This is a genomic window from Mesorhizobium sp. M0923 (assembly GCF_040319365.1).
In the GTDB taxonomy this organism is placed as follows: Bacteria; Pseudomonadota; Alphaproteobacteria; order Rhizobiales; family Rhizobiaceae; genus Mesorhizobium.
Map to the genome: position 1 here is coordinate 66,371 of NZ_JAMYNW010000002.1, position 17,409 is coordinate 83,779.

The window sequence follows — 17,409 nt, forward strand, 5'->3', positions numbered from 1 at the left end:
AGGATTGGCCGGAGCCGGCTTGCAAGCGTCGAGACTCGCAACAATCGAGGCGTGCCTTGCCGTCATGCGCGGTGAAAAGTCGCCAAAAGTCGCACGCGAGGCGATCATCGCTGCGGCCAAGGACCCCAGGATCTTTCTCGGTGGACAGATTTAGGCTTACCGCGTTGCCGATGCAGTTAAAGCGCGGCGCACTATCGGCGGGGCTATACCGCGCCTGCTGGCTCGTTGTCGAAGGCCTCGAACAATCGGCGTTGGCGCTCCAACTCGTCGGCAAGCGGCTTGTGAAGAGTGCGCGAGCCGTTCGCATGAATGGTGGAGAACAAGCCTACTTCGGCGTGGCGCGAATTGTCCCAACCGGGGTAGGCCGTCACCGGGTACAGGCATATGCCCTGAATAGGTGCGCCGAGGCTCATCGCATCGCGCACTTCGTCGCAAACATAATGGAGCCAAGCCGGCCGTCCCGACCCCTCGGCGCCGGTCTCGGCAATAATCATCGGCTTCTTGTAGCGCTCGTCGACCTCGACCAGCATTTCCGAAAGCGCCCGGTATTCGTGGTGTCCCATCGGTATCGTTGGCCCATTCAAGTACCATTGGTTGTGCGGATAGAAGTTGAGGCCTATGACGTCGACAAGGTCCTCGCTGCCACCCAACTCCGGCTCAGCGCGCCCGACCAGCATGTCGTAAGCCTCGAATTGGCCCTGACGAGCATTTTCGGCGCGCCGCCGCTCGGCGCGACTGCGGTCACGAGGAGCAATATGGATGAGCGGTTCAGCCCAGATGAACCTGCAACTGGGTTCGGCCTCCCGCATTGCTCTGATCCCGGCGATCGCTGCCCTGACAAGGTGGCGTTTGAACCATCCGCGCTTATTCTGCCCGGCGCGCGGGAAATAGCCGACCTCCACCGCCCACGCAAAGAAAGAAATTTCGTTGATCGGACACACCAGGGGAGCCACTCCGGTGGCTAAGCGATGAACCCGAACAGCTTCCGCGGCGAAACGGACATAGGCCTCGACAAAGCCGGGGCCACCTTGGTCGACGTGGTCTGGCGAACCATAGTGGAAGATATCCCAGATGACCTGCACCCCGGCCGCCTGGGCTGCTTCGATCACCAACATCCAGCTCGACCAGTCAAAGACTCCCGGCGCTGTTTCGATCAAGTGCCAGCGCAAGCCGTCGCGGATCGTGCGAAGCCCAAGCTCGGCACAGTGGCGATAGTCGCCGGATGCATGGGTGTCATGTGAGGTCGCACGGATCAGATCAAGGCGCACCCCGTCGGCACGTCGATGCGAGGAACACTCGAAACCAGCCATGAAAAAGCTCTCGATGCCAGAAGGATCTGCCGCGGGCCGACGAGCCGGTTCCTCGTTCATACCGGCATCCTGTCGGCCAGGGATGGCGCAAGTACTTGCGTTCGGCGACCGCCCTTTGCCAGGTTCGGTCGCCTCTTCGATTTCGATGAGGCTGCCGTCACGTCGAGGTGTTGGCCTTGCCTGGCGTTCACAGCCATGATTTCCTCGCGCAACACGGAGACGAGATCGGGCTGGTTGCGGTTGCGGCGCTCGTAAGCCAACAGCAGTTGCAAGCGCTCGCGCGCCACGGACGCGCTGCCGCGGCGCTTGAAGATATCGAGCAGGTTCATGCTGCCCTCCTTCCCAACAGCCGGTCGAGGAGGCCCCTCCGCTCGAAAGGCAGAACGACCGGCAGGTCCTCGCCCTCGAGTCTTCTTGCTGCGTCGATACAGGCGCGTGCGGCGGGGTTGGTGTTTTTGCATAACCGGCGCGCCCACATTGGTGCGCGTAGTAGTACAATGCGGTTCGAGCCAAAACACGTGTGCTCGACGGGCAAGCGACAGAGGAAATGGCCAAATCCGAATTCGCCCATTGCGCTGCTCACGAAGATGCAAATTTCGGATTGGCCACCCCAGCAATGCGCGACCTCACGCGGCCTGCTGCATTGCCCGTTCGTTGACGCCAGTTTCGCCGAGTTGGGTGAGCGCCTCATCGGTGGCTTTTTCTTCTTCGAGAGTCTGTTCCAGAAGTGGGACTGCGTCTCGTAGGCCGAGCAAGCCCGCCCACGTCACAAGAGTGCCGTAGCGCGCGATTTCATAATGCTCGACCGCCTGGGCTGCAGCCACGAGCCCTGCGTCCAATGCTGGAGCGTCTCCGAATTCTTCCAAAATCTCCTGCCCCTCCTCGATCATGCCATCGATCGCTGGGCACGTCTTACCCTGAGCCCTCTTGCCAAACGCGTCGAAAACCTGCTGCAGGCGCTCGATTTGACCTTCTGTCTCGTCTCGATGCTTTTCGAACGCGGCCTTCAGCTCTTCGGACTTTGCGCCCTTTGCCATTTTCTTTAAGGCGGTCAGAATCTTCCGTTCGACGTAGTAGATGTCCTTCAGACCATCGTAGAAAAGGTCTTCCAAGCCCTTGGAACTGCCCTGTGATCTTCGCGTCGTCGCCATTCTCATCTCCTGTTGAAAGCTATCGATGGATGTACGGCTCTAACGAGGCCAGTGCCTTGTTGTTCCTTCACGATGGCCCCACTGACGCCGACTCATGGTGGCGAGCGGCGTCGCTTGCAGGTCATCAAGATGCGTGGGGCATAAGTACGCGGCGGCTACCACGACTTCGTCATCCAGCCGGACGTCGTTACCGTCTTTGCGCGGCTGGTAGCCGCCGAGCACCCTAAAGCCGAACACGGCTCGCCGGCCTTAAGCGGAAATTCCGTGGACACTCTGATCGGCGGCCGCCTCGATGGGGGCACAAGCTCGCTCTTGATCGGCCCTCTCAGGTGTCGGGAAGTCCACCATCGCTTGCTGCTACTCTCACGCGGCGCTCTCAAGGCCGCCTCAAGGTGCGATGGTGGATCCGCGGTTCCGCGGCTGAGCAGGTTGTTTACCTCGACCGGCAGGAGCGAAACGGCCCCGCCGTGGAGCCCCTGAAGCGGCGAGGCTTTGGAACGACATTGCTGGGAAAGGTAGTTGCCGTGCATTGCAATGCAAAGATCGAATTACACTACAACCCCGAGGGACAATCCCGAGGGCCTGCATTTCACCATGGCGTTGCCATTGCGCGAGCCAGGCTCGTGCCAGCATACTCCTGAGCGCCGGGTCGAACGCAACGTGGGAAGCATGCAGCTATGCCCCAGCAACCAATACTTGGTAACCAAATTGGCGGTTCGGCGTTTCCTTTCAACGTGGTCCACGGTGCACTCACGGTGCGGTTTTGCAGTGTCAGGATTTCTGAATGGTCGACAGAGACAAAGCGCGCCGCGATCGGATGTTTGACTCCCTGGTTGTGGGCGGCGGGCCAGCAGGCCTCGTGGCCGCGACCTACCTTGGACGTTTTCGGCGTCGGGTAGTTGTCGTCGATGCAGGTCAAAGCCGGGCAAACTGGATTCCCTTGACGCGCAACTGCCCGGGCTTCCCGCGCGGAATCACCGGTCCTGACCTGCTTCACCGCCTCAAACTGCAGGCCACCCGGCACGGCGCAGATTGGGTGTGCGATACGGTCGTGGGCATTCGCATCGCGGAGAATGGATTTTTAGCGCAGGCTTCATCTCCCATTCATGCCCGCTCACTGCTTATTGCCACTGGTGTCGTCGACAGCCTCCCCGACGTTCCGGGCACCGCCGACATGATTAAAGCCGGAGCCTTGCGATTGTGCCCTGTCTGCGACGGCTATGAGGTCATTGACAAACGGGTGGCCGTCATCGGACCGGCCGAACACGCAATGAAAAAGGCGCTGTTCATGCGGACCTTCACTCGAGACGTAACTTTGCTGATTGCTGATGCAGCCCAGCCCAGCCCGGATGACGTTCTTAGGCTAAAAAGGGCTGGAATCGAGTTCGGCGCATGCGCCCGAGACGCAATTTCAGCTGAGGGCCGTCGGGCAGTTGTCGAGCTCGTCGACGGCAGGACGCTCTCGTTTGACACCATCTACCCTGCGATGGGGTCGATCATCCGCTCGAGGCTAGCGACCGACCTTGGTGCAGAATGTGACCGAGCCGGCAATCTTGTCGTGGATTCGCACCAGCGCACCGCCGTGCCGGGACTCTATGCAGCTGGAGATGTCGTCGACGAGATCAATCAGCTTGCCGTCGCGTTCGGGCACGCAGCGGTCGCGGCAAGTGACATGCATAACTATCTTGCGAATGGCGAAGGGGAGCACTGATTGCAGGCTGAAAACACCGCGTAGTGACAGTCCTACGCGAACGGCGTGCCCGGCGCTGACGTTAAGATACCGACAATCACAAACCATTGGGCTGCTGCCATATGTGTCTCTTTCCGATCCTGCTGCCTCGCGCGAACAATTCCGGCAGACCGTTCCCCAAGCAGGAATTCGACCCGACAAGGCCGAGCTGGCTAGCCGTTCGCCGGCGTCATGGCTTTTCTGCAGTCACTGGCCGAAGGGGTGTGGCGGCAAGGCGGCCATTCCAACATTGACGACCTCGTCATGTTGGAGATGATGACGGACGAGATCGATTTGCCGCGCGGAACTCGAGCGGCGATTTCGCCAGGACGAAAATGACCATCCGTTACCTATCGATCTGCGTCGTGTAGCGCACGCAGCGCTTCGGTTCGACCACGCGTGCTTGCCGTTCCGGCTCCTCTTCGGTGTCGGTTGCACAGGGGTGCCCCCTTGCAGCCTCCAAGCGCACTCCCCGATCCGAGCGGTCTTTGCATCTCGTGCTGCGCGCTCAACCTCGATCAGTGCTCGTACAGCATCGATGTTCGGTTCTCTCTCACTTGTCTCTTTTCTCAGCCGCGCTCCCCGCCTAGTTAACCGATCCATCGTCGCAAACGGGTGTTCCACCACGACAACAAAAAGCCCGCCGGCCGGAACCGGCGGGCTAAGTGACCCAACAGCGGAACACAATTGCTAGGGGTCGGTGGAGTACGAGATTCCAACCGACGAATGCGCAGAAGGTTCCGCAACTGCTAATGTAACGTAGGAGGAGTTGGGGGAACTGGAATTCCGGTCGTAGACCTGTTCGTATCCGAGTTGCTACACCCGGCCAACGAAGCCCGTCAATGAACGATGGCGGAGCGTGCTGCCCTGCTCCGGCGCACGGCGGCAACAATCAAGACTATCAGCCTGACCGACTATTCCGGATCTCAGCCAATGACAGCGCCTCAGGCGTGTAGCTTTCGACTTTGAGTCGATGGCGGTTGTAGTGGCGATTTTCCGGCCACCAACACGCGAGCTGGAGGCTGGTGAGTGCATCAAGGCCGGCAGAGCGCTGTTGGGCCGAAAGCTGAAACTCCGCCGCCGGCTCAGTACGGCCCACCGCCGAGAGGTATTTATAGCCGCCGGTGGTCGTCTAGCGAGCGCGTGCGAGATGCACTTCCCAAACACGAACGCCCGCTCGGAAACGACGGCTGGATGCTCTGCATAGCCAACGAGATCACAATCTGCGGGCTTCGGGAGCGGGGCTAGTCTCCATGACGTCAGGGCACGCCGCCGCTTCCGGTCTGTCAGCTTGGTGCATGTGTCAACAGTTCGGAGCCGAAGCAGTGCGCCGCCCTCCCAGCCAAAGAAAGTTGGCTCGCCCGACTGGCAGAAGAAGGCCCCGATGCTTCGCGCCTTCGCGGGGCCGTCAGCCAGACCATCGTCGGTGAGCCGCCGAAGGAACATGGCATCGTTGCCGCGCTGCGCCGATCCCGGCTGCCGGAGCCGATCTCCAGGTCAAGATCTGATGCGACATCTGCTCGATACAAACCGACTCGGAGCCCCTGCTCTAAAGGACAGCCGAACGAAACGACCATAACCTTTTCATCTCCTCCCTCACAGTCGCCGAATTCGTCGCGGTGTACTTGAGAAGCTGTCGGGCAAGCGGCGTGACGAACTCGAAAAATGGTTCGCGGCGTCGGACGGTGCGCAGATGCTTTTTGCCAGTCGGGTCCTGTTGTTCGACGAGAAGGATGGTCCGGCGAGGCAAAGAGCCGGGCCCAAGGAGAGCCTGCTCAGCCTCAATCGCATCGGCCAGCGGTTCTTTGAATTCGCCGTGATCCACATTCATGCAACCACTGCCCTTGTCTTCGCGTTTAGCCGCGTTCAATCGTGGGGAGCGACAAGAATGCGGGCCTTCAGTCCAATTACAATTTGCCTCAATCGCAACCTGACGGTGGTCGCGTCCATAGCCGACGCAATGAAGGTGCTTCAGCAGCCATGGCCTAGAATGGGAAAGCCGGGGCGGCTCAAGGCGATCCGAATGGTCGAGGAATCGCTCGCCGGGCATTGCAGCCAGCAAGCTGCGTTCGAAGCCTTCAAGGCGGCCGCGGCTGAACAGGGACTCCTTAGAACAAGAGGGACCAGCACAGGTCTGGGGAAATGTGCGCGGATGGTTGAAGACCTGATGTGAGGTCATGCCGGCCTCGCTAACACTGAAGAGCCACCCCACCTGAAGCCCGAAATACTGCCTTCTCCCGCGAGAGCCGAAACGCCTCAAAACGGGCTATTAGCCCGGACGCGAGAAGCGTCCGGGACAGCCACTTATCCGACGGTGAATTCTGCGCTGGCCAAGCAGTGCGCTGCACCCCATTTGCGATCGCGTTTGGGATCCACATTGAGGTTACTCTGACGGTCTGCCCCATCTTGTCAGAAGAAGACATTTCGCTTGACCTTGCGACCAAAGGAAAGCAATCAGCCTTGACAAAAATCGCGATCAGGATTGCGCGAAGAGCCGAGCTTGACGAGCAGGTGGTTCTCCGTAGTCTCTTCGACCGCGAGGATTTCGGCTCGACGGGCATCGGTCGTGGTGTCGCGATCCCTCACGCTCTACTGGGTATGATCTCTTCGCCTGTCGCGTCTTTGACACGCTTGGCCCAGCCTATCGATTTCGACGGCCCCGACGACGACCCAGTCGATCTCATTTACACTGTACTCTGGCCGCGCTCTGCTACTTCCGCCTTCCTCCCTGCCCTTTCGCAAATATGCCGGGTGCTTCGGACATCTCAAGTTCGGGAGCGACTCCGACAGGCACAGTCATCCGATGAGGCCTTGGCGATTCTCGAAACTGAGCCGCTTCCGAGAATTTCACCAAATTTGCATACTTGCCGCGTCGGGCCTGGCGCTGTGATACCTAAGCAGTTCAGCAATGCCTTAGAATCCAGAGGCGCGGCGGATACCGCAGTCAACTACGGGGCTCGCTACCAGCCGATGAGGCGGTCTTCGCGGGGGATTGACGCATCTTCGGGTTCCTTTTCTGCGCGGTAACCCAAACAGAATGTCTGCGTCGTCATTGCTCCGAGGCCGCGCCGCGCTCCGGCAACGCGCGGTCTGGTCCCCGCGGGTACTGCGATCGATCAGCCCCGCATCGTTGAGCGTAGGATGGCCTGCATGTGCTCTTTCAAGTCGAGTTCGCCTCGTGCCTCAACAGTCAACAGGTACTCGGCCTTGACCCGGCGGTCGCCTCGGCTGGTCGCAGGATAGGAACAGATGGCCAGCAAGGCTTGCTCTTCAATTCGGTCTGCCGTCTTGCGGTCGTGCCAGTTGCTGCCCGCTCGATGAACAACCCTGTGGAGCGCGGCATAGGCGGTTTCATGCCTTGCGATCAGCGCCTGCAGTTCGCGCGAGATACCTTCGCCTTCAGCAAACGTCGGTTCAATGACAGACGCAACGGCGGTGAACGCAAGAAGTGTACGGCGGGTGACTGCGGGCATGCCTCATATCCTTGCCGTCTGATGAGTGCGGGCACACCATAGCACCGGCGCAGCGTTCGGAGAGATGCTTTGCAACATGACCCTATTTTCTGCTGACAAAACGTTTCCGATCCCGCGGCTGCTCCTCCTGCAATGGCTGGCAGCTCCAGTCTCCTGAAGGTCCCAGGTGGACGCTAGTATGCCATTGAACGCCACCCACAACTCAGATGCTGTGTGAGCGCCTGCCCCCAGCCGTCACATTTGCCTGTGTCTTATTCCAGACTGTTCCCGCGTGCACAGTGCCCCTGTGCGATCGGGAATCGACGCTGGCCTTTTAAAGGCCGCTTCCAGATCTCGCCTCCCGAAGTCAGTTTCGGCGAGCGTTGAGAGCACGTGCGAGGAGCCGGGTGTCAGTTAGCTGGATCACGCACGTCTCGAACGCTTTGGTCGGGCCGCGCCAGCGCAGCTCTTCGACGTCATCGAACAGCCGAGCGTCCGTGCGAAGCGTCGCGAGATTTTTGAATAAAAGCGCGAGCTCTCTACGCTTGCCGAGGGCTTCAGGCGGAAAGCTTTCAAGAGGGCCGTAGCGGCCAAGCAGCCGGGCGGCCGAGACCAGGCCGATGCCTTCGAGACCCGGATAGCCATCGGCGGCATCACCGACGAGCGCGAGGAAATCTGGAATGAGGGCCGGCTCAACTCCGAACTTCTCGCGTACACCCGCGGCATCGCGAATTTTCTGGGTCCTGCGGTCTACCTGGACCACATGGTCACCGCGCACACACTGCGCGAGATCCTTGTCCGGCGTCCAGATGCACACCTTCTGCACGCGCCCATCGGCAGCCGCGCTGTGCGCCGCGGAGGCCAGCGCGTCGTCGGCTTCCAGCTCGATCATCGGCCAGACCGCCACTCCCATCGCCGCCAAGGCTTTCTCGAGGGGGTGAAACTGCGCGAGCAATGCCGGCTCGATGCCATCCCCGGTCTTGTAGCCCGGCCAGAGCTGATTTCTGAACGATTCTACTACATGATCGGTAGCCACCCCAATGTGTGTGGCGCCATTCTCGCTCATCTCCAGCACTGTGTTCAGCACGCCCACGACGGCGCCAAACGGCTTGTCTTGGCCGTTGTTGAACCGGCGTTGGCCGTAGAAGTGGCGAAACAGTTCGTATGTGCCGTCTACTAAATGTACGATCATCGCAATCCTCGAGAAACAGCATCCGGCCCCGTCTGCAAAGCTAGACCGACAGTTGGCCTTCTCCAAACCTTCAAGTAGGTGCGCTCGGCCGTGCCCGTACGCCCACCGCAAGCCATGCCTCTCACCGGCACTTAGCAACAGCTTACCTTCAAGGGCAGGCGATATTTCTCGCCCCGCCGCCTCGCTTTTGCGCCAGGCGGCCATTTGGTTCGCGAGAGTATCCCTTCTTCCAAACGCAGCGAAAAACGACTTGGCGATGCTGTCGCGACTAGCGCCGGCCGCGCAGGAGGCAGCCTGGGCCGATATTGCGACCAGCTTGCGATGTGGGGGAAGCCCGGACGGGTGGGTTGGCCCGAACACACTGCTCCTGACGACAGAATGGAAATGACGACGTTCAGACGCTCCGATCTGCGGCGGCAGTTCCGTCATGACGATGATATGGAATGCATGCCCCCGGTTTTGGGGTTCTCATTCCTGTGACGGCCGGCGAGGCGCACCCCGCCTCTTGAAACCTTCAAACATTTTGCAGTTGTTAGGACTCACCTCGTTGACGCACTTCGACACAAAACCCGATGTCGGTAAATTGCGCAGCTTCGGAGGTGGGCACAAGGCGCAGCCTCTAGCACCTGGTCTTTGATCGGTCGGGTCCCAAGCCAATTTCCGCCTGCCGCGCTTCACGCTATTGCAAGACGTTCAAATTTCAAATTTGAGCTTCCGCACTCATGCTTTGTCGAGAGTATCTCTTAAAGTCACTTAAACCTTCTGCGCAGTAAGTTTTAGCCGTTCTGAATCGCCGTCGGCGACGATGACGATGAAATAGGAGGACGCAATGGCTCGCAGTCACGTTGAACGTCTTGGTGAGTTCAGGGAAATCCTGGTCGCGACTCGACGCGAAGGAGTCCGTAACGTGCACCATACTCGCGACGCAATGCGGGCAAGTGGCTTTCAGATCGGGGACAGCGACGGCTCCAGCTACGGAGCCGAGATGAAGGTGCTTCAAGAGGAAATTGAGGCAGTCGATCGCGCCATCGAAGACGAGAAGCGGCTGGCTTTGGCCATCGAGGGCGCGGCTCAACCCCGCCGACCGACTAAACCGAGAATCGTGAAGGGAACATAGAGTCAGGTACGGCCCTTGGCGCCGTCGCGTCGATCGCCTGCGGTATGGTGTCGGGCTCATCGCCGCCGTGGTGCAGCACCCTGACGTCATCCATTGCCATCAAACGTCAGGAAGGGACGGCCGAAGCCGCCTCTGCCGGCGTCGCTGACTGCTCAGCTTTCATCTTCCCCGTCGATTTCGCCGTCTCCATCGTGACGATGCTTCGCTAATCTCGTGAAGGCGTTCTTCAGGTGTCCGAGTACGGCCTGAAACGCGACATTTGGACACGAAATCACGGAGGTCAGCTTCGAGGCGCGAAGCGGGGCGTGGCGGTGGAATATTGCGGCGAGCAGTTCGATAACGATGGCAGCATGGTCTCTGCAATCCTCAAAACTATGAAACGGGTGATGGCAAGCGAGTACAGCCGCGAGCTGTCCCCAAAGGTCTCCAGAGCGCAGCTGCAGCAGGCTCGTCTCGGATTCAGCCAAAGGGGGACCCGTGCCCTACGGCGTCCGGCGAATGTTGCTGGATAAAGATGGGGAGCCCCGTTACGTTCTCGGCTCTGGAGAACAGAAAGGGCTCGCTGGCGAACGTGTTCTCCTTGTCCCTGGCCCGCCAAACGAAATCAGGCTTGTGAGGGGCATCTTCAACATGTTTGTTGCTGAAGGGCAGAGCATGGCTGGTATATCAGTTCGTCTGAACAAAGAGGGAGAGCCGTCCACATACGGCGATGTGTGAACGCCTGCCCGAACAGCCCGCCGCCGACGATGAAGTTGTTGGGGCTATGAAGCTTGAAGAGAAACAGTTCGCCCGGTTGGAGCGCTCGGAACTGCGACCGCCCCCCCGGGCTGCCAGAAGTTCACCTCGTCAACGTCCTGGCGGCGCGACAGAAATTCGAACCAATCTAGATCGGTGACGCCGACATAGATCTTGATCCCATGGGTGCTCATGAAAACGCCTCAGCGCGGTCGCGCACGATCGCCTTCACTCGCTCCGCCGCTGTTTGAGCGGGATCAGCCCGTTCGGCAAAGGACGGCAGAGCGAGCATGCGCGCTGCTTCGCGCAGGGCAGCGGCGATCGAACCTATCGCTTCTTCCGCGCGAGTGACCGGCAACTCGATCGTGCGCGCGAGAGTTAGGAAGTCCTGCCGTGTAAGCCGGTCGTCCTTACCGTTGAGCTTCAGCGCCATACGATCGCCACCAAGCCCCGGAAAGACGCGGGTCGTCACGGCGTCGTAAAGGGATGCGAACCGGACGGTCTCGAACCGCTTGGAGCCAGGGCCTGCAATCTTGAGGAGCGCCAGGTTCTTGAGATGCATGTCCCCGTCGGCGATCAGCCACGCGAAAAACGCCCGGCGGAACAAGGTCTCGATATCGGCGGCAGGGTCGGTCGAAAGCGGCCGCAAACCGCGCGCCATGCGTTCGATTGGGCCGTCGTATTTGGCTGAGGTCGGCAGATCGAGAACCGAACAGAAGTCCTCGAGCGCTAGGAAGCGTCGATCATCGGGCCCGCGTCGCACGTCGAATCGCTCGACGACCAATGCAGGTGACATCCCATCCGGCATGTCGATGAGCGCGGCGGCCGGAACCTCGAAGCCCGCTGCGCGACCAAGTTCAAGACAAAGCCATTCGACGACCGGCAGCATTTCGAAGCCCGCGGTTCCGGCCGGCTTAAGGATGTGAGTGAATGGCAGATCGATCGCGGGTAGCAGCGCGCCGTCCGATGCCAAATTCATCGGCGCCTTAATCTGGACACCCGATAATCTCGGCATTTCCGCGCGCGCAAACAGCTGAGCCAAGTTGTGCTCGAACGTCTCCTGGATCTCGCCTCGCGACGGGCCGACGTATCGACCAGTGAAGCGCCCATCGTCGGTGAACGCGACAAGTTTGGTGTCGAGTTCGTCTCGCGGCAGGACGTTAAGCTCGGCTTGGCTCTCGACGACCGCGATATTTGACATGTAGCGCTTGCCGCTTCGCAGCGCTTCGCGTTCATCCCGCTGACGGAGCACTTGCGCGAGCCATCCTTCTGGGAGGAGCGACTCGATGAAAGCCGGCAGCTTGCCTGGTGCAGTCTGTCGAACGAGTGGCGGGCCGCTGCGCCTCACAGGCTTCCAGCGCCACTCGAATCCATCGTGGATTAGACGACCGAGAGGATCCCCATGCCATGCCACAAGGAAATCCAGGGCCGCCTTGTTAACGGGGCCCTTGGCCGCCGCCGGGCGCGCAATCAGATAACGCTCAGCGCCCTCCCCTTCGCGGTACCATCCGTTCTCGCGGGCCAACGCCCAGACCGCGTCAGCGGCCACCTGTGGCGAACCGTGTTCTTCTATGAGTCTTGCCGCCATGTCGGCCCGCATCAGTTCGGTGATGGCGCTAGCATGCTCGCTCCGCAAGCGGAATGCTTCCAGGAAGCGTTGGCGCGGCGAGGAAACGTCAACTCGCAGCTCGCCAAGATCGTCCCCTACCACCGCAGAGGCAGTCGAAGGATGGGGAGGCGCCTCGTTTTGGATTATTTCGAGCGTCCGTAGCCGGGTTCGTTGATTACGCCGACCGCTAACGAACAGGCGGCCGTCAGGTGTGGGAGCAAGAAGTTGGGCAGAGGCCGATGATAGATAGGCTGTAGGATAGAGGTAGCGCGCGATGCGTACGGCGTGGCCTAAAACTGCTTGCTCAACGTCGTCGCCTGATCGTGCATAAACACCGCGGACGAGCGGGACGAGTTCCCCTACCACCGCTAGCGCATGCGCACGTCTCTTGTCTATTGTCTCTCCAACCAGCAGTATGGACACGGACTTTCTCGCACTTCAGATGCGCAAAAGTCCGCTAATAGGCGTCAAGAGTCAAGGACTTTCTCGAATCTGAAATGCGCGAAAGTCATGCCTGTCTACGGGCGTCGCCAGTCTGCTCGGCCGCATTCTCGATCTGCTTTTGCCGAATGCACTGGTATTACGGTCGAGCAATGGAGCCCCGTCGAATGAGGGCTCGCGCCGAGCGGAAGCGACCAGTCCAGCACGGGTCATGCCCCTGCCCTGCGCCCTTTTCCGCAGGATCAACGTTCGTTGTTGTCATCCTCATAGCCTTCATAGTTGTCCTGCGGCGCATAATATTCCGCTGCGTCATAGACTTAGGTCTTCTTGTAGCGCTCTCCAGGCCAGCCGCAGCGAGGCGCGAAAAGCCGTTGATCTTCAAGCCGCAGGCGATGCACTCGAAACGATTGGGCAGATATTCCTGCGTCTCGGTGATCTCGCCGTCCTCGAGTTTCTGTGTCGGCGCAGTGACGGGCTCACCCACGACCAACGCTTGGGAAGCGCACGATGGACAGTTCACCCGATGGCCGGCCTGGCGGATTGCCCAACCGGCCGCGACTGGCTGAGCGTGGTGCGCTCCTCGTTGCTCTTGGCGGCCCAGGCGTTCTTGTGAGCGTCGACATCTCCCAGGACCGCCTTAGCGCCGTCATCGGCAGCGGCGGCGATGAGTTTGGCGGCGACTTTCGCCTCGGCATCCCCGATGAAGTCAGGCAGTGACATGCCCATCGAACCAAGGAGAACCTCGCATAACCGCCAGGCGATCGATGGATTGCGGTGCAATCTCGCATTTGATGAGCCCGTCGGCGACGACGATGCCGATATCGGACGACTTCCTGAGCTTGGCAAGCGAGCGGTCGACGATCGGGTGCGGCGACGCAGCTTGGTCATCGCCACCAACGCCGCAAATCGGTAACACCTGGTAGTCGCCTTCGAAGGGCTTCCTGCTTTTCACCGGGACGTTAGATCGCCAGCGCTGCTGTTTTTCCCCGGTGTACAAACCCCTCTTTTGAGCGGCCAGTTGACTGCCGTCCAAAATGATTATTAAGTTCGGTGACAGAACGAATTAATCGGAGCTGCTGTTGAACGACGTGCCACGCATTTCTCGTCAGTTCTCGCAGCGCTCCGTCATGGAGGCGATCGTGCAAGGTGGGCCGATCTCGCGCGCTTCAATCGCAAAGCAGACCGGCTTGTCTAAGCAGACAATCTCCGAGATCGTCAGGACACTCGAGCAGGAAGGCTGGGTGCAGGAAACGGGGCGCACGAGCGGACATGTCGGACGCACGGCTGTCACTTACGAACTCGTATTTAACGCGGCCTACATCGCGGCGGTCGACCTCGGCGGCGCCAAAGTCCGGGTCGCCCTCACCGATCTTGCCTGCCAGATATTCGCGGAGGAAACGGCGCCGACCGATCCTCGGGGCGGACAGTTCGTCGTCGACCAGATCGTGGATCTAGCGCTTCAGGCGGCCCAGAGGCACCGCATCTCGCGCACAAAGATAAGGCTGGCGGTGATTGGTGTTCCCGGTGCACCCGACAAGAAGACCGGCCGCGTCCTGCTTGCCCCGAATATTGCCGGCTTTGGCACAATGAATGTCGTTCGCGCTTTCGAGCACGCATTCGGGTTTCATGTGGTGATCGAGAACGATGTCAATCTGGCGGTGCTCGGCGAGAACTGGCAGGGGTGCGGCCGCGGTATCGACAATCTCGCCTTCATAGCGCTGGGTACCGGTATCGGCAGCGGCCTCATGGTTGGAGGCAATCTGGTGCGGGGCGCCAGCAATGCAGCCGGCGAGATGGGCTTTTTGCCGATTGGCGCCGATCCTTTCGCGCCGACATCGTTGCGCGCCGGCGCTTTCGAGCGCGTGGTCGCAACCAACGCCATGGTTGAACGCTACGCGGCGCTGACGGGCAACATCGTCAACGTGCCGACGATTTTCCACAGTGCATTGGCCGGAGACAGGCATGCCGCGACGGTGCTCGACGAAACCGCGCGCTACCTGGCGCAAGGCATTGTGGCCATAGCGGCAATTGCCAATCCGCAAAAGGTCGTCCTGGGCGGCTCGATCGGGCTGCGGCCGGAAATCCTGTTGCGCGTTAGGGACCTGCTGCCGCGCTGCTTCCCCTATCCTATCGCCGTTGAGGCCAGCGAACTCGGGTCGCGGGCAGCGCTCATCGGCGCCGCCGCCATCGGGCTCGGCCAGTTGCACAACAAACTGTTCGGCGTCGACGCGCCCGACGGACGCATTTCGCTTCCCCCAGCCAGTTCGGCCGTGCTGCGCGAGGCCACGCTATGACCGCTTCAAAGGACATCACCGCCCGCTTGCGCGCCGCCCTCGATTGCGACGCAGCGGTGGAGCTTCTGCAGGGGGCAATCGGCCGCGAAAGCATAACCGGTCACGAAGAAAACTTTGTCGCCTTCCTTGAACACCGCATGCGCATGCTTGGCTTGAGCGAAATTCGGCGTGCGGAATTCGCGCCCGGCCGGCCCAATGTCTGGGGTGAGCGCAAAGGTGCCGGCGCCGGCAAGCGGCTGCTCTTCATCGGCCACACCGATACGGTTCATGTCGAGGGCTGGCGCGAGCACTGGGCTGGCACCGCCAGGCAGGATCCGTTTGCCGCGCCAATGATCGACGGGCAGATCTGGGGCCGCGGCGCCGGCGACCTCAAGGCCGGCATCTGCTCCGCGCTGTCGGCACTCTCTCTGCTCGACACGGCCGACATCGAACTGGCCGGCGACGTTGCCTTTGCCTTCGTCGGCGACGAGGAGAGCGGCCAGCCTGGAATCGGCGTCTCCGCCGGCATCAAGGACTTCGTCGGCCGCATTGAGAGAGGCGAAGTCGTGGCGCCCGATTTCATCGTCTATGTGGAGCCTACCCGCCTTTCGGTTTATCCGGCCCAAATCGGCTTCTTCATTACCGACATCACCGTCACCGGACGATCGGCCTATTTCGGCGTACCCGAACTCGGCAAGGATGCCTTGCGTGCAAGCCACGCCGTCATGAGCGCGCTGTGGAAGCATTCGGAAGATGTTGCAACCAGAGCCGAGCACCCGCTGATTGGGCGTGGCTTCCTGCTGATCACCGGGCTTGCGGGCGGAGGCTACATCGCGGTGCCCGAACGCTGCACGTTGTCGCTGATCCGCAAGCTGTTGCCCGGCGAGTCACTGGACGAGGCCGCCGCCGAAATCGAGGCAGTGGTGCGCGGCGCCATCACCGATCCTGAAATCATGTTGGCGTTCGCCTATCCGGCAGGCCGCGATCATCCGCTCGGGGGTAACGCCGCCGAGATTGCACCTGACAGGCCGGAGGTCGGCGCCCTTGCTGCCGCCATGGCCCGATCGATGGCTGGTCGCGGCGCCATCGAAGGCGCGCCATTCTGGTCAGAGTCATCATTTTTCACCAACCGGCTCGGCATCCCCGCCGTGTACTGCGCGCCAGGCGACATTCGCAACTGCCACACCTTCGACGAACACGTCGATGTCGAGGAATATCTGGCGGGCATCGTAGGCTTCGCCCGGTTCATGGCGGAGTATTGCGGCGTTACGGAATAAAGGACAACTGAGAGCGAAAATGGGAGAACTACCATGCTGATAGACAGACTTGTTGCTACAGCACTTGCAGGCAGTCTGATGCTGTTGGCCGGCGGAGCCGGCGCACAGACAGTGGGACCGAGCGGCGAGACGGCGACGCCCAGCGCCGAGGTTACTCTGTCGGACACAGATCTGGCCGCAGTGAAGGAGAAGGGCTACAAGGCCGCGCTGCTGTGGCACACCTCGTCCGACTTCACCAATGCGGTCAGCGCCGGCGCCAAGGATGAATTTGCCCGTGCTGGCATTCAGATCGTCGTGACCACCGACGCCGGCTTTGACGCGGCGCGCCAGCGCAGCGACATCGAAACCGCGCTCGCAGCCAAGCCAAACGTCATCCTGTCGCTGCCCCTCGATCCGGTCACTTCGGCCGAGGCTTTCCGTCAGGCGCTCACCGACGGCACCAAGCTGGTATTCCTTTCGAATCTGCCGAAAGGCTACAAGCACGGAACCGACTATGCCGCCATCGTCACTGACGACCTGTTCCAGATGGGCAAGCAGGCGGCCGATGCACTGGCCAAGGCGCTCGATGGCAAAGGCAAGGTCGGCTACATCTTCCACGACGCCAGTTACTATGTGACGAACCAGCGCGACCAGGCTTTCAAGACAACGATCGAGAAGGATTATCCCGGTATCAAGATCGTCGCCGAGCAGGGGATCTCCGATCCGGCGCGGGCAGAAGAGCTGGCCAGCGCCATGCTCGTGCAGCATCCCGATCTTGACGGCATCTACGTCACCTGGGCCGAACCGGCCGACGGCGTGCTGTCGGCCTTGCGGGCAAGCGGAAACACCAAGACCAAGATCGTCACGCTCGACCTCGCCGAACCGGTGGCGCTCGATATGGTCAAGGGCGGCAATGTGACCGCACTGGTGGCCGACAAGGCGTATGAGCTCGGTCGCGCCATGGCCGCTGTCGGCGTCAAGGCGCTGCTCGGCCAGGAGACGCCGGCCTTCGTCGTTGCCCCGGCGCTTACCGTGACCAAGCAGAACGTTGCGCAGGGCTGGAAGGATTCGTTGAACCGCGACGCACCGCAATCGGTGCTCGACGCGGCCAAGTGACAGGCGAATGCCGGCGGCCAATGAGGGC

17 protein-coding genes and 2 pseudogenes are annotated in these 17,409 nt (G+C 60.8%); 9 read left to right on the forward strand and 10 right to left on the reverse strand.

Annotated elements, in window-relative coordinates; genetic code table 11:
* Positions 1-64: 64 nt before the first annotated feature.
* Positions 65-154, forward strand: a complete 90-nt coding sequence (locus NKH89_RS04045; protein ID WP_023717095.1) for a hypothetical protein — start codon at positions 65-67, stop codon at positions 152-154.
* 49 nt (positions 155-203) lie between these two features.
* Here NKH89_RS04045 and NKH89_RS04050 read toward each other — a convergent pair whose 3' ends face one another.
* The 4 genes and pseudogenes from NKH89_RS04050 to NKH89_RS04065 form a co-directional block, all read right to left on the reverse strand.
* Positions 204-1,370 (reverse strand): beta-glucosidase, encoded by a 1,167-nt coding sequence (locus NKH89_RS04050; RefSeq protein ID WP_023717094.1) that lies wholly within the window; start codon positions 1,368-1,370, stop codon positions 204-206.
* The gene (locus NKH89_RS04055; protein ID WP_023717093.1) at positions 1,367-1,639 is read right to left on the reverse strand and encodes a cell division topological specificity factor MinE; all 273 of its coding nucleotides are present in this window, start codon (positions 1,637-1,639) and stop codon (positions 1,367-1,369) included. Before NKH89_RS04055 ends, NKH89_RS04050 begins: the two co-directional genes overlap by 4 nt.
* Positions 1,636-1,758 (reverse strand): annotated as a pseudogene (locus NKH89_RS04060) (septum site-determining protein MinD); the annotation flags it as partial. The gene NKH89_RS04055 and the pseudogene NKH89_RS04060, both read right to left, overlap by 4 nt.
* Before the next feature lie 178 nt (positions 1,759-1,936).
* The gene (locus tag NKH89_RS04065) at positions 1,937-2,461 is read right to left on the reverse strand and encodes a YciE/YciF ferroxidase family protein (protein WP_023717092.1); all 525 of its coding nucleotides are present in this window, start codon (positions 2,459-2,461) and stop codon (positions 1,937-1,939) included.
* 784 nt (positions 2,462-3,245) lie between these two features.
* Between NKH89_RS04065 and NKH89_RS04070 the strand changes: the two genes are divergently transcribed.
* The 4 genes and pseudogenes from NKH89_RS04070 (at position 3,246) to NKH89_RS04080 (ending at position 7,217) form a co-directional block, all read left to right on the forward strand.
* Entirely contained in the window at positions 3,246-4,172 is a 927-nt protein-coding gene (locus NKH89_RS04070) for an NAD(P)/FAD-dependent oxidoreductase (protein ID WP_023717091.1), read from the forward strand.
* A gap of 1,589 nt (positions 4,173-5,761) precedes the next feature.
* Positions 5,762-5,928: pseudogene (locus tag NKH89_RS35760) on the forward strand (PIN domain-containing protein); the annotation flags it as partial.
* 150 nt (positions 5,929-6,078) lie between these two features.
* On the forward strand, positions 6,079-6,363 hold the full coding sequence (locus tag NKH89_RS35765) for a DUF982 domain-containing protein (protein WP_353041502.1): 285 nt from the start codon (positions 6,079-6,081) through the stop codon (positions 6,361-6,363).
* Between the two features lie 164 nt (positions 6,364-6,527).
* Entirely contained in the window at positions 6,528-7,217 is a 690-nt protein-coding gene (locus NKH89_RS04080; protein ID WP_352908436.1) for a PTS sugar transporter subunit IIA, read from the forward strand.
* Positions 7,218-7,306: 89 nt separating this feature from the next.
* Here NKH89_RS04080 and NKH89_RS04085 read toward each other — a convergent pair whose 3' ends face one another.
* Together NKH89_RS04085 and NKH89_RS04090 are read right to left on the reverse strand one after the other, a co-directional pair.
* Positions 7,307-7,663, reverse strand: coding sequence for a hypothetical protein (locus NKH89_RS04085; RefSeq protein ID WP_023717087.1), 357 nt, complete (start codon positions 7,661-7,663; stop codon positions 7,307-7,309).
* Positions 7,664-8,009: 346 nt separating this feature from the next.
* Entirely contained in the window at positions 8,010-8,834 is an 825-nt protein-coding gene (locus tag NKH89_RS04090; protein WP_352483876.1) for a 5'-3' exonuclease, read from the reverse strand.
* 829 nt (positions 8,835-9,663) lie between these two features.
* On the opposite strand from NKH89_RS04090, the gene NKH89_RS04095 reads away from it, so the two are divergent.
* On the forward strand, positions 9,664-9,951 hold the full coding sequence (locus NKH89_RS04095) for a hypothetical protein (RefSeq protein ID WP_352483875.1): 288 nt from the start codon (positions 9,664-9,666) through the stop codon (positions 9,949-9,951).
* A 152-nt stretch (positions 9,952-10,103) separates the two neighbouring features.
* Here the strand turns inward: NKH89_RS04095 and NKH89_RS04100 are convergent, their stop codons facing one another.
* The 4 genes from NKH89_RS04100 to NKH89_RS04115 all read right to left on the reverse strand — a co-directional run bounded on the left by NKH89_RS04100 (position 10,104) and on the right by NKH89_RS04115 (position 13,733).
* On the reverse strand, positions 10,104-10,418 hold the full coding sequence (locus NKH89_RS04100) for a hypothetical protein (protein WP_352908437.1): 315 nt from the start codon (positions 10,416-10,418) through the stop codon (positions 10,104-10,106).
* A 458-nt stretch (positions 10,419-10,876) separates the two neighbouring features.
* On the reverse strand, positions 10,877-12,322 hold the full coding sequence (locus tag NKH89_RS04105; protein WP_502896867.1) for a HipA domain-containing protein: 1,446 nt from the start codon (positions 12,320-12,322) through the stop codon (positions 10,877-10,879).
* A 930-nt stretch (positions 12,323-13,252) separates the two neighbouring features.
* Positions 13,253-13,456, reverse strand: a complete 204-nt coding sequence (locus NKH89_RS04110) for a hypothetical protein (protein WP_352813470.1) — start codon at positions 13,454-13,456, stop codon at positions 13,253-13,255.
* Positions 13,443-13,733, reverse strand: a complete 291-nt coding sequence (locus tag NKH89_RS04115; RefSeq protein WP_352908439.1) for a hypothetical protein — start codon at positions 13,731-13,733, stop codon at positions 13,443-13,445. Before NKH89_RS04115 ends, NKH89_RS04110 begins: the two co-directional genes overlap by 14 nt.
* Before the next feature lie 91 nt (positions 13,734-13,824).
* Here NKH89_RS04115 and NKH89_RS04120 point away from each other — a divergent pair, with 91 nt between their 5' ends.
* The 3 genes from NKH89_RS04120 to NKH89_RS04130 are packed head-to-tail and all read left to right on the forward strand — an operon-like array spanning position 13,825 to position 17,381.
* Positions 13,825-15,030 (forward strand): ROK family transcriptional regulator, encoded by a 1,206-nt coding sequence (locus NKH89_RS04120; protein ID WP_245278510.1) that lies wholly within the window; start codon positions 13,825-13,827, stop codon positions 15,028-15,030.
* The gene (locus tag NKH89_RS04125; protein ID WP_023717077.1) at positions 15,027-16,286 is read left to right on the forward strand and encodes a M20 family metallopeptidase; all 1,260 of its coding nucleotides are present in this window, start codon (positions 15,027-15,029) and stop codon (positions 16,284-16,286) included. The genes NKH89_RS04120 and NKH89_RS04125 overlap by 4 nt, the downstream gene beginning before the upstream one ends.
* Before the next feature lie 33 nt (positions 16,287-16,319).
* The gene (locus NKH89_RS04130; RefSeq protein ID WP_023717076.1) at positions 16,320-17,381 is read left to right on the forward strand and encodes a substrate-binding domain-containing protein; all 1,062 of its coding nucleotides are present in this window, start codon (positions 16,320-16,322) and stop codon (positions 17,379-17,381) included.
* Positions 17,382-17,409 lie beyond the last annotated feature (28 nt).